The 12,315-nt window shown below is 63.9% G+C and carries 11 protein-coding genes; 3 read left to right on the forward strand and 8 right to left on the reverse strand.

Annotation, left to right across the window (positions count from 1 at the left end):
* From AC1DYX_RS00975 to AC1DYX_RS01005, 7 genes are all read right to left on the reverse strand, one after another.
* Positions 1 to 494 (reverse strand): type IV pilus assembly protein FimV (locus AC1DYX_RS00975; RefSeq protein ID WP_477255374.1); only part of this gene is annotated, 494 nt, incomplete at its 3' end.
* Between the two features lie 283 nt (positions 495 to 777).
* The gene (gene asd, locus AC1DYX_RS00980) at positions 778 to 1,902 is read right to left on the reverse strand and encodes an aspartate-semialdehyde dehydrogenase (protein ID WP_477255376.1); all 1,125 of its coding nucleotides are present in this window, start codon (positions 1,900 to 1,902) and stop codon (positions 778 to 780) included.
* A gap of 135 nt (positions 1,903 to 2,037) precedes the next feature.
* Positions 2,038 to 3,108 carry a 3-isopropylmalate dehydrogenase gene (gene leuB, locus AC1DYX_RS00985; RefSeq protein ID WP_477255378.1) on the reverse strand — a complete coding sequence of 357 codons (1,071 nt, stop codon included), beginning with the start codon at positions 3,106 to 3,108 and terminating at the stop codon, positions 2,038 to 2,040.
* A 12-nt stretch (positions 3,109 to 3,120) separates the two neighbouring features.
* Complete coding sequence (gene leuD / locus AC1DYX_RS00990) at positions 3,121 to 3,768, reverse strand: 3-isopropylmalate dehydratase small subunit (protein WP_477255380.1); 648 nt, start codon at positions 3,766 to 3,768, stop codon at positions 3,121 to 3,123.
* Positions 3,769 to 3,888: 120 nt separating this feature from the next.
* Positions 3,889 to 5,289 (reverse strand): 3-isopropylmalate dehydratase large subunit, encoded by a 1,401-nt coding sequence (gene leuC / locus AC1DYX_RS00995; RefSeq protein WP_477255382.1) that lies wholly within the window; start codon positions 5,287 to 5,289, stop codon positions 3,889 to 3,891.
* A gap of 258 nt (positions 5,290 to 5,547) precedes the next feature.
* On the reverse strand, positions 5,548 to 7,443 hold the full coding sequence (locus tag AC1DYX_RS01000; RefSeq protein WP_477255384.1) for a chemotaxis protein CheA: 1,896 nt from the start codon (positions 7,441 to 7,443) through the stop codon (positions 5,548 to 5,550).
* Entirely contained in the window at positions 7,443 to 8,285 is an 843-nt protein-coding gene (locus tag AC1DYX_RS01005; RefSeq protein ID WP_477255386.1) for a protein phosphatase CheZ, read from the reverse strand. The genes AC1DYX_RS01000 and AC1DYX_RS01005 overlap by 1 nt, the downstream gene beginning before the upstream one ends.
* Positions 8,286 to 8,650: 365 nt before the next feature.
* Here AC1DYX_RS01005 and AC1DYX_RS01010 point away from each other — a divergent pair, with 365 nt between their 5' ends.
* The 3 genes from AC1DYX_RS01010 (at position 8,651) to AC1DYX_RS01020 (ending at position 11,095) form a co-directional block, all read left to right on the forward strand.
* The gene (locus AC1DYX_RS01010; RefSeq protein WP_477255388.1) at positions 8,651 to 9,115 is read left to right on the forward strand and encodes a universal stress protein; all 465 of its coding nucleotides are present in this window, start codon (positions 8,651 to 8,653) and stop codon (positions 9,113 to 9,115) included.
* A 125-nt stretch (positions 9,116 to 9,240) separates the two neighbouring features.
* Positions 9,241 to 9,885, forward strand: coding sequence for a response regulator (locus tag AC1DYX_RS01015; protein WP_413674070.1), 645 nt, complete (start codon positions 9,241 to 9,243; stop codon positions 9,883 to 9,885).
* A 415-nt stretch (positions 9,886 to 10,300) separates the two neighbouring features.
* A complete protein-coding gene (locus AC1DYX_RS01020; RefSeq protein WP_477255460.1) occupies positions 10,301 to 11,095 on the forward strand; it encodes a Crp/Fnr family transcriptional regulator in 795 nt (264 codons plus the stop codon).
* Between the two features lie 91 nt (positions 11,096 to 11,186).
* On the opposite strand, the gene AC1DYX_RS01025 is transcribed toward AC1DYX_RS01020, so the two are convergent.
* Complete coding sequence (locus AC1DYX_RS01025; RefSeq protein WP_477255390.1) at positions 11,187 to 12,305, reverse strand: outer membrane lipoprotein; 1,119 nt, start codon at positions 12,303 to 12,305, stop codon at positions 11,187 to 11,189.
* Between the last annotated feature and the right edge of the window lie 10 nt (positions 12,306 to 12,315).

The raw sequence follows: 12,315 nt of genomic DNA on the forward strand, positions 1-12,315 counted from the left end.
GCCGGCGCGGCCGCGGCGGTGCCGGCGGCAGGCGCCTCGGCGCGCGCACGGGCCGTCTCGCTCGGCGCGACCTGGGCCGACTGCGTCGCGCGCAACTCGGCGGGGTCGAGCAGGAACGTGTATTCGCGCACGAGGCGCCCGTTGTTCCACGACAATTCCAGCAACATGTCGACGAACGGCTCGTTCAGCGGCTGCGTGGAACTGACACGGATGAACTGGCGTCCGCCGCGCTGCTCGACATTGAATCGCAGCGACAGCAGGGCCGGATTGAAATCGATGTTGGCTGCCTTGAACGCTTCCGGCGATGCCAGCTTCGCGGTGAGGCCGGCGGCCTCGTCACCGGACACCGCCGTCAGTTCGATTTCGGCGCGCAGCGGCTGGCCGAGCGCGGACAACACCGTGAGCTTGCCAAGGCCGGCCGCGTGGGCCGCCGACGTCAGGACCAGCGCACTTGCGACCGCCGCGGTGAGCTTTTTCAGCGCGGACGACTTCATCGGGAGGCGGTGAGTGACATGCATAGATTCGAAAGCGGAGTGGGTTGACGGAGACGTGACGTTGCCCGGAGGTCACAGCAACATATCATCATGCACTGTGGCATGCAAGTTCTGTAGGGAGAAACATTCAGCGAGTCTGAGATATGTAGACGATCTATTCAGATGTGTGATGTTTTTTGGATGATTCCATGCCACCGATACAACCTTAGGATGAGCCATCGCGGCCGGATGAAAAAAGGCGGCTCGAGGCCGCCTTTTTTGCGCCCGCAGGCGACAGATTACATCACTTGTCCAGGACGATGCGCAGCATGCGGCGCAGCGGCTCGGCGGCGCCCCACAGCAGCTGGTCGCCGACGGTGAACGCGGAGATGTATTCCGGGCCCATGGACAGCTTGCGCACGCGGCCGACCGGGATCGTCAGGCTGCCGGTGACGGCGGCCGGGGTCAGGTCGTGCATCGACGCTTCACGCGTGTTCGGCACGAACTTCACCCACTGGTTGTCCTTGGCGATGATGTCGTTGATCTCGTCCAGCGGCACGTCCTTCTTCAGCTTGATGGTCAGCGCCTGCGAGTGGCAGCGCATCGCGCCGATGCGGACGCACAGGCCGTCGACCGGGATGATGTTGCCACCGGCGGCATTGCGGCCCAGGATCTTGTTGGTCTCGGCGCCGCCCTTCCACTCTTCCTTCGACTGGCCGTTGCCCAGGTCCTTGTCGATCCAGGGGATCAGGTTGCCGGCCAGCGGCACGCCAAACTGCTTCGTTTCTTCGGCGGACAGGCCGTGCTGGGTGGCCAGCACGCCGCGGTCGATTTCCAGGATCGCCGATGCCGGGTTGTCCAGCAGCGGCTTGACGGCCGCGTTGATGGTGCCGAACTGGGTCAGAAGTTCGCGCATGTGCTGCGCGCCGCCGCCCGATGCGGCCTGGTACGTCATCGAGGTCATCCAGTCGACCAGGTCGTGCTTGAACAGGCCGCCCAGGCCCATCAGCATGCACGACACGGTGCAGTTACCGCCGATGAAGTTCTTCACGCCGTTCACCATGGCGTCCTTGATGACGTTCAGGTTGACGGGGTCCAGCACGATGACGGCGTCGTCGCTCATGCGCAAGGTCGAGGCGGCGTCAATCCAGTAGCCGTTCCAGCCGGCGGCGCGCAGCTTCGGGAACACTTCGGTCGTGTAGTCGCCACCCTGGCACGAGATGATGATCTCGCATTTCGACAGTTCGGCGATGTCGGTTGCGCTTTTCAGCGTGGTTTCGTTCTTCGCCATTTTCGGCGCAGGGCCACCCGGATTCGACGTGGTGAAGAACACCGGCTCGATATGGGCGAAATCGCCCTCGTCCTGCATGCGCTGCATGAGGACCGAACCGACCATGCCGCGCCAACCAACCAGACCTACTAATTTCATTTTTTGACCCCTCGTTTGATTTACTCCGCCCCGTTCGGCGTATTCCTTAATGATCATGCTTATGGTGGGCACGGGGTGCCCACCCTACGGCGTGCTGACAGGCTGGCCCATCAACGCTCCGTTCTTAACGTCTTATCAACCCAACGCGTTGACGACGGCGTCGCCCATCTGTTCGGTGCCGACGCGGGTCGTGCCTTCCTCGTAGATGTCCGGCGTGCGCAGGCCCTGGGCCAGCACCTTCTTGACCGCGTTCTCGATGCGGTCGGCCTGTTCGGCCTTGCCCAAGGAGAAGCGCAGCATCATGGCGCTTGATAAGATCGTGGCCAGCGGATTCGCGATGCCCTTGCCGGCGATGTCCGGCGCCGAACCGTGCGACGGCTCGTACAGGCCCTTGTTGTTCACGTCCAGCGAAGCCGACGGCAGCATGCCGATCGAGCCCGTCAGCATGGCGGCAGCGTCCGACAGGATGTCGCCGAACATGTTGCCGGTCACGATGACGTCGAACTTCTTCGGTGCGCGCACGAGCTGCATCGCGGCGTTGTCGACATACATGTGGTCCAGTTCGACGTCCTGGTATTCCTTGTGCACGTCGGTGACGATGTCGCGCCAGAACTGGAACGTCTCCAGCACGTTGGCCTTGTCGACGCTCGTCAGGCGGCGGTTGCGCTTGCGCGCGGCCTGGAACGCGACGTGGGCGATGCGGCGGATCTCGCCTTCCGCATAGCGCATCGTGTCGAAGCCTTCGCGCTGGCCCGCGAACGGACCGTCCGGGCACTCGCGCACGCCGCGCGGCTTGCCGAAGTAGATGTCGCCCGTCAGTTCGCGGATGATCAGGATGTCGAGGCCGGACACCACTTCCGGCTTCAAGGTCGAGGCGCCGGCCAGTTCCGGATACAGGATCGCGGGACGCAGGTTGGCGAACAGGCCCAGTTCCTTGCGCAGGCCGAGAATGGCCTGTTCCGGACGCAGCGAACGCTCCAGCGAGTCGTACTTGAAGTCGCCGACGGCGCCGAACAGGACGGCGTCCGCCGACTTCGCCAGCGCCAGCGTGCCCTGCGGCAGCGGATGGCCGTGTGCGGCATAGCCGGCGCCGCCGACGTCCGCGCTTTCCAGTTCAAACGATTCGCCCAGCGCCTTCAGGACCTTGACGGCTTGCGTGGTGATTTCGGGACCGATGCCGTCGCCCGGCAGGATTGCAATCTTCATGTTCTTGTTCTCTCAGATGGTGTTGGCGAGCCAGGGCTGCGCGCGCAAATGGCGCTCTTCGTAGGCGCGGATGTCGTCGGCATGGCGCAGCGTGAGGCCGATGTCGTCCAGGCCGTTCAGCAGGCAGTACTTGCGGAAGTCGTCGATGGCGAATTCGAACGCGAGGCGGCCGTCCGGCGTGCCCACGGTCTGCTTCTCGAGGTCGACGACGAGCTTGTAGCCTTGGCCCGCCTTGACTTCATTCATCAGCTGGTCGACCCTGGCTTCGTCCAGCACGATCGGCAGCAGGCCGCCCTTGAAGCAGTTGTTGAAGAAGATGTCGGCGAAGCTCGGCGCGACGATGGCGCGGAAGCCATACTGCTGCAGGGCCCACGGCGCGTGCTCGCGCGACGAACCGCAGCCGAAGTTCTTGCGGGTCAGCAGGATCGACGCGCCGGCGTAGCGCGGCTGGTTCAGCACGAAATCCGGATTGACCGGGCGCTTCGAATTGTCCATGCCCGGTTCGCCGTGGTCGAGGTAACGCCATTCGTCGAACAGGTTGGGGCCGAAGCCGGTGCGGCGGATCGACTTGAGGAACTGCTTCGGAATGATGGCGTCGGTGTCGACGTTGGCCCGGTCCAGCGGGACCACCAGTCCTTCGTGTACGGTGAATTTATCCATGATGCTGTCTGCCTTATTTGCTACCGCAGGGGTCAGAGCCCGAAGTTGCCTTTTGGGGCTCTGACCCCGAATTCAGTCGGAGTCGGAGCACCGGGAAATTCGTGCTCTGACCCCGAATTATCAAATCTTACGGACGTCCACGAAATGACCGGCGATACCAGCCGCCGCGGCCATCGCCGGCGACACCAGGTGCGTGCGCCCGCCCTGTCCCTGGCGGCCTTCGAAGTTGCGGTTCGACGTCGATGCGCAGCGCTCGCCCGGTTCCAGGCGGTCGGCGTTCATCGCCAGGCACATCGAGCAGCCCGGCTCGCGCCATTCGAAGCCGGCGGCCTTGAAGATCGCATCCAGGCCTTCGCGTTCCGCCTGTTCCTTCACGAGACCGGAGCCCGGCACCACCATCGCCAGCTTGACGTTCGACGCGCGCTGGCGGCCGCGCACGACGGCGGCGGCGGCGCGCAGGTCCTCGATGCGCGAGTTGGTGCAGGAACCGATGAACACCTTGTCGATGCGGATGTCTTCCATCGCGGTGTTCGGCTTCAGGTCCATGTAGACGAGCGCCTTTTCCATCGCGTCGCGCTTGACCGGATCCTTTTCGTTGTCCGGATCGGGCACGCGGCCGTCGATCGTCGTGACCTGCTCGGGCGACGTGCCCCAGGTCACCTGCGGGCGGATTTCCTGTGCGTTGAGTTGCACGACGAGGTCGAACTTCGCGCCCGGGTCCGTGTGCAGGGTGCGCCAGTAGGCGACGGCCTGTTCCCATTGCGGGCCGCTCGGGGCGAACGGACGGCCCTTCACGTACTCGATGGTCGTGTCGTCGACGGCGACCATGCCGGCGCGCGCGCCCGCCTCGATCGCCATGTTGCAGACGGTCATGCGGCCTTCCATCGACAGCGCACGGATCGTCGAGCCGCCGAATTCGATGGCATAGCCGGTGCCGCCCGCCGTGCCGATCTTGCCGATCACGGCCAGCACGATATCCTTCGCGGTGACGCCCGCCGGCAGTTCGCCGTCGACCTGCACCAGCATCGATTTCGATTTCTTCGCCAGCAGCGTCTGCGTGGCCAGCACGTGTTCGACTTCCGAGGTGCCGATGCCGTGGGCCAGCGCGCCGAACGCGCCGTGCGTGGACGTGTGCGAGTCGCCGCAGACGACGGTCATGCCAGGCAACGTGGCGCCCTGCTCCGGGCCGATCACGTGCACGATGCCCTGGCGCTTGTCGTTCATGTTGAAGTACGTGAGGCCGAAGGCCTTCGCATTACCGTCCAGGGTTTCGACCTGCAGGCGCGAGGTCGGGTCGGCGATGCCGTGCGAACGGTCGGTAGTCGGCACGTTGTGGTCGGCTACGGCAAGATTGGCCGAAGTGCGCCATAGCGGGCGACCGGCTTCGCGCAGGCCTTCGAACGCCTGCGGGCTGGTGACTTCGTGGACCAGATGACGGTCGATATACAACACGGTGGTGCCATCGGCATCGGCACGCACGACATGCGAATCCCAAAGTTTGTCGTAGAGCGTTTTTAACATGATGAGTTGCGAAGTCCAGAGAAACGACCGCTTCATGCGGGCATGGTCTTTGATTATGCCATATTTGTGCATTGCAGAAGCAATGCCCCTCAAGCACGATTATTCCAATGAACTCATCCGCACAAAAATTTTGTTCGGATGCCTAGCCAGGCAGGCAAACAAAAAAAGCCTGTGCATTTGCTGCACAGGCTTTTCGTGGTTTTGTTGCAAAAATGCGGAAACCCGCTTATAGCACGTTTTCAGTGCGTCGGGCGCATCTCATGCAGCCAGCCTGACGGTCGAACGGCAGCCGTCCATCAGGAACGACAGGCCGACGACCAGCACCAGCGAGCCCTCGGCCGAACGCGCCGTGCCCGTGATGCCATCGACGTTCAGCGCCGTCATCGGCTTGATCACCAGGTCGGCCGTGCCGTCGACGGCTTCCACCGCGATGATGTACGGCTGCGGCGCGTTGATGACGATGCCGACGCGCTCCGAGCAGGGCTCGTAGCCGAGCGACAGCGCCAGCGAGCGCACCGGCAGCGGACGGCCCTGGTCCTTCAGCACCGGGGCGCCGCCGACCTGCATGAAGGTCTCCGGCAGTTCGACGACGCGCTCGACGACGGCCATCGGCAGTGCCAGCTGGGCGCCCGACGTGGACACCAGCATGGTCGGCACGATCGACAGTTCGATCGGCAGGCGGATCGAGAACCTGGTGCCCTTGCCCAGGTTCGAATCGATGCGGATCGCGCCGCGGTTCTTCTCGACGGCCGTCTTGACCACGTCCATGCCCACGCCGCGGCCCGAGACCGACGACGCCACTTCCTTGGTCGAGAAGCCCGGCAGGAACACGAGTTGGTACGCCTCGTCGTCGCTGCTGGCCTGGCTCTCGGAGATCAGACCCTTCTCCATCGCCTTCTTGCGCAGCTTGGCCGGGTCCATGCCGCGGCCGTCGTCCTGCAGCACGATCATGACGCTGTTGGCTTCCTGCCAGGCTTTCAGCAGGATGTAGGCCTTGGCCGGCTTGCCGGCGGCGACGCGGTCCTGCGGCGACTCGACGCCGTGGTCGAGCGCGTTGCGCAGCATGTGCACGAGCGGGTCGTACAGGCTGTCCACGACGACGCGGTCGACTTCCGTCTCGGCGCCTTCGATCGTCAGCTCGACGTCCTTGCCCAGGTCCTTGGCCAGCTCGCGCACGAGGCGCGGGAATTTCTGGAACAGGCGGCCGACCGGCTGCATGCGGGTCGCCAGCGTGGCGCGCTGCAGCTCGGCCGAGTAGCGCGAGGCGCGCTCCAGCGTTTCCGTCAGCGTGGCCATCAGCGTGGCGGCCTGGCCCTCGAACTTGAACTGCAGCAGGCGCTCGAGCAGCACGGATGCCTGGTTCGCAGCCTGCACGGATTCGCCGGCCACTTCCAGCAGCGCGTCCAGCTTGACCGCGTCGATACGGATGCTCTCGTCCTTGGCCGGGCCGGCGGCGGCCGGCTTGCTCTCGGAACGGCGCTCGACGCCGTCCCAGCCCGGCTTGCCGGACGCGGCCGGCGCGGCGGCTTCGGCCGGCGTAGCGACGCCCGGCGCGGCGACGGTATCAAGCGCTGCAGCCGGAGCAGCAACAGCCGCCTGGGCCGGCGTGTACGTGCCCGGCGGGACGACTGCCATGAACATCGCTTCCCAGTCGAGGCCATCGGCGGCCGGCGTAGCGACGCCCGGTGCGGGTGCCGCGACAGGCGCGACGACCGGAGCCGGTGCCGCCGCCACGGGCGCAGGCGCGGCCTTCGGCGCGGGCGCGGCATCCTTGCCGGCGATCGCTTCCTTGAGCATGCGCTCGAGGTCGGGCGGCATCGAGGCCAGCTGGTCCGGCGTGGCGCCGTTGTTCAGGTCATTCAGCTGGTCGGCCACGAAGCCGGACGCCTGCAGCGATGCCTCGATCGCCGCCGGTGTGACCGGCGCGGCGCCGGTGCGCAGCGCGTCGAACAGGTTTTCCGTCAGGTGGCAGGCGGCGACGAGCGCCGGCAGCCCCATGAAACCCGCGCCACCCTTGATCGTGTGGAACGAGCGGAACACCGCATTCAGCGTTTCCTTGTTGTCTGGATCGCGTTCGAGGTGCAGCAGATGCTCTTCGACATTCGCTGCAAGATCCATCGCCTCGACGACGAAATCCTTGAGCATTTCATCCATTAGAATCCCAGATCGGCAAGAAGGTCATCGACACTGTCCTGGTCGAGCGCCGCGGACGGCACCGACGGACCCGACATCAGCGGCTGCGGCTGTTCCTGTGCGGCCTGTTTCTGCGCCAGCTTTTCCTTCACGTCCGGCGGCGCGCTGTCCTTCAGCAGCTGGGTCAGCTCGTTCTCGACCGTCTTGGTGATGATGACGACTTTCTTGATCAGCTGGCCGGTGATGTCCTGGAAGTCCTGGGCCATCATGATCTCGAGCAGGCGCGCCTTCTCGGCCTCGGTCGCTTCCGACACCAGCTGGGCGAACTGCTTCGAGTCGCCGGCCAGCGCCTTGAACTGCTCGATCGAGAGCTTGCCCGAGAACAGGTCGTCCCAGCGGTTTTCCATGTCCTTGGCCTGCTTGGACAGCAGGTCCTGCGCAGGCATGCCGTCGTCCAGGGTGTTCAGCACCTTGTTGGCGGCCTGTTCGGTCAGGGAGGCGACGTATTCCAGGCGGTCCTGGGCGTCCACGATCTGGGACGACGCCTCGGTCAGCGCCTTGTCGTAGCCCAGCTCGCGCAGCGAATCGTGCAGCAGGCGCACGATGCCGCCCAGGCGCTCGTACATGCCTTTTTCATGTTCTTCCTCGGCCGGCCCGGCGGCCGGCGCCGGTGCAGCGGCTGCGGGCGCCGGGGCGGTCGTGGCCGAGACCTGGTCGAACAGGGCCTCCAGGTCGTCACTGTCGCCGCTGTCGCCGCCGGCGGCGGGCTCGGGCGCGGGTGCAGGAGCGGCTGCGGGTGCGCTGGCACGCTGCGCTGCCACTTCCTCGAATAGTGCGTCGAAATCGTCAGCGGCGTCGGTCATAGTCCCTGCTTCTCCATAATTTAAATGTCGCGATGATCTTTGCTGTGTGCGGTACGGCTGCCGTCATTACGCTGACGGTACAAACTCCGACGAGTGTATCAGTGTGGTTGCCGTAGGTAAATCTTCTGAAATGCCAGTGTCGTCGATTGACGGGTAATGTTGGTCTGACGACAATCATTTACAGGTTTTTCTGAATATTTTCGCAAAGCAAGTGTTGTATTTTTTTATCGTAGGATATTGTGACACGTGGCATTTGCTTGCGGATAGCCGAGCACATCCCTGAGAAAGATCAAGCATTTACGTTCTGCCAAAGGGTCAACGCGAACTACAATGAGAACGTAGCGTGACGTGAGGGAGGGCTTACCATGTACCAGAAGATTCTGATTACCACCGACGGCTCCTTGGTATCGCAACACACCGCGTGCGCCGGCGTCAAATTTGCGCAACAGATGGGCGCCGAAGTCCTGGCCCTGTTCGTCGCGCCGGAATACCAGTATCCGGTGTACGTCGAGATCGTACCCCCCGCCTATCCCAGCGAGGAGGAATATGTGTTGCAAATGAAGCGCATGGGAGAAGAGTACATGGGCTCGATCATGCGCGCGGCGCAGAGCGCCGGGCTGAAACATGCATGCATGACGGCGTTTTCCGACTCGGCGGCGCTGAAGATCGTCGACGTGGCGGAACAACAACACTGCGACCTGATCTTCATGGGCTCGCACGGCCGCAGCGGCTGGGGGCAGTTATTGCTTGGTAGCGTCACCAACAAAGTGTTGTCGCATACGAGCAAACCCGTGCTGGTGCACCGCCTGATCCGGGAGCCCGGTACCTGAACGGCTGACCAGAAGTCGCGCCCGCGCCGCATTCGGACAATTGGAATTGTCGAAAAAAAGGCAGCGTAGATGTTGCCCATGTGATATCTTTTTTAACCTTTTTTACGTGATCCTTAGGGACATCTATGATTCGCATTGTCATCGCCGACGACCACACGATCATGCGCGAAGGTCTGAAGCGTATCCTCGACGGCGCCCTCGACATCGAGATCGTCGGCGAGGCCATCAACGGCTTCGAAGTGCTGTCGCTGGTGCGGCAAGGCGGCTTCGACCTGCTTCTGCTGGACCTGTCCATGCCCGGCCGCAGCGGCGTCGACCTGATCCGCCAGGTGCGCAGCGAGGCGCCCAAGCTCGCCGTCCTGATCCTGACGATGCACGAGGAAGAACAGTACGCCGTGCGCGCGATCCGCGCCGGCGCCCAGGGCTATCTCACCAAGGAAAGCGCCGGCACCCAGCTCGTCGGCGCGATCCGCAAGGTCGCGTCAGGCCGGCCCTACATCAGCACGGAAGTGGCCGAGCAGCTGGCACTGAACATCATGGCGCCGAACGAACAGCTGCTGCACAAGCAGCTTTCCGATCGCGAGTTCGAGGTGTTTTCCCTGCTCGTGGGCGGCAAATCGATCACCGAGATCGCCAACAACCTGCACTTGTCCGTCAAGACCGTCAGCACCCACAAGACCCGCATCATGCAGAAAATGGGCATGACCTCGCTGTCGGAAATGGTCCAGTACGCGGTTGCGCACCGTCTGCTTGCACCGATGAAAGCCTAAGCGCATCGCCCGAAACCGATTTGACATTCTGGCGACACTTTTTGCACCCTGCGGCACCGATTTTTCCGGATGCGCAGGGCTCGTCTCCCTACTCGAACTCCTACCCGCGCTTCATTGGGACGTCCTCTGACAGGACAGGTTAGCAATCGGAAAATTCCTACAAGCTGACGTCTTCTCCTACTACACATTCAGCCGTTGCTGATATTAATGCCGGACTCGTGTTGGCATACTGACTTCAGCGTTTCGACTTGCCTGCGATCTATATCCGTATCCAGCTAGAAGCCGTGCGTCATCATCGCACTGCCGTCGGATCGCAGCTTGCTTCTTTGAAATCCTAAACCTGGAGATGAGTATGCAGTCCCCGCTAACTTCAGAACAACGCAACGCCGCCACGTCGACCCTGCACTCATCACAGATGGAAGCCGGACGTCAGCGCCAGGGCCGTCTCTGGTCGAACCTGAAAGAGGTCTGCGACCTGCTCCACATCCCGGCCGCCGTATCGATGAACACGGAAGAGCTGCTGTTCCAGCACGTACAGTTCAAGACCGGGCAGCGCGTGCACACGATCGGCCAGGCGTTCGACACCCTGTACATCGTGAACTCGGGCTTCCTGAAAACCGTGCTGATCGACGAATTCGGCAACGAGCAGGTGCTGAGCTTCCCGATGAAGGGCGACATGCTCGGCGTCGACGGCATCCACACGCGCCATTACGCGTCGGAAGCCGTGGCCCTGTCCGACTGCGACCTGATCCTGGTACCGTTCAAGAAGCTCACCGCCCTCGGCCGCGTGCACGCCGAGCTCGAAAACCTGATGTATGGCGTGATGAGCCGCGAACTGGTGCGCGAACAGGCCATGATCGGCATGCTCGGCGCCCTGTCGGCCGAAGCCCGTGTGGCACGTTTCCTGATTTCGCTGGCGGAGCGCTTCGCCGCGATGGGATATTCGAGCAAATTGTTCAACCTGCGCATGACGCGGCACGAAATCGGCAGCTACCTCGGCCTGACGCTCGAGACGGTCAGCCGCACCTTGTCCGCCTTCAACGAAATCGGCCTGATCACGGTCGACCAGCGCACGATCGGCATCAAGGATCCGGAAGCGCTCAAGACGCTGCGCCGCCTGCCGCCGTCGCGTTCGCGCGCCAAGCAGAACGCCAAGCAAAAGGCCGAAGCGGACAGCACGGGCGACGGCCAGGTGCTCGCCACCGCCTGAACGCCCATCCACGGCGCGGCCCGCTGCCGCAGCCGCACGAAAAAAAGCCGGATCCGCGCGGAGTCCGGCTTTATGTTTTCGATGCCGCCGCTCAGTCGCGGATCAGCATGCCATCGCTGACTTTCACCCGGTCGCCGGGGCGGAACCCAGGATTATTTTCGTAAGGAATGGTCTGCGTGGCACCGTTCGCATAGCGCACGACGACTTCATAGCGCTGCCTCGTATTGGCATTGCGCTCGATCTCGCGCCCCGCGATCGCGCCGCCCACGGCGCCGGCGACGGTGGCCGCCGTGCGTCCGCTGCCGCTGCCGACCTGGTTGCCCAGCAGCCCGCCCACGACGGCCCCGGCACCCGTGCCCAGGTAGCTGCCGTCGCCGCTGACCTGCACGACATTGACCGCTTCCACCGTCGCGCAATTCGTGCAATAGCGCGCCACGCGCGGCTGGTTACCCGGCGGGTTGATGCCCTGGCCGTTGCCGCCTGCCATCAGCGGCTGGCCCAGCGTAGCAGTCGAATAACGGCCATTGGCACGGATCGTCGCCGTGACGGGCGCATCCGGCGCGATATGGTCGTTGCGGCGGATCGTGTACAGGCCGCTGTATTCGCCCGGCCGGATTTCCGGCAGGAAGAAGATGCCGCGCGTACCCGCGATCTGCACCTCGACCTTGGCGCCCGGCGTGCCGTGCACGGTGAACTTGAGTTCGTTGCCCGGACCGAGGTCGTCGCTGCCGCGCACGTCGAAGCGGTCCACGTGCGGCATGTTGCCGGCCACGCGGTCGCCGCGGTCGCCGCCGCGATCGCGATCACGGTCGGGACCGCGCACGATCGATTCGGCCAGCAACCGCGTCGTGACCATGTTGTTCACGCGCAGGTTCGCGGTCACGGCACTGCCGGGATTGATGCGGTCGTGCGTGCCGATCGTGTAGGTGCCTTGGTAAGTGCCGGGCGACGTTTCTGTCAGGGTCAGGTTGCGTGTGGCGCCATCGATGCGCAAGGTGGCGTAGCCGCCCGGCGTACCGTAGAGGTCGAAGTTCAGTTCCGTGCCCGGTTCCAGGCGCCGGACCTCGTCCACGTTGAAGCCATCGATGCGCGGCGCCAGCCGGGCCGCGCGCGGGTGGTCCTGCGCATGGACGGGCGTCGTCACGGTTATGTTGAGCAGGGGCAGCGCGGCCACCATCGCAGCGGCCAATGTCTGTCGGGTTGTTGCCATGGGGTCCTCC

It is taken from the genome of Massilia sp. P2_C2 (assembly GCF_056404615.1).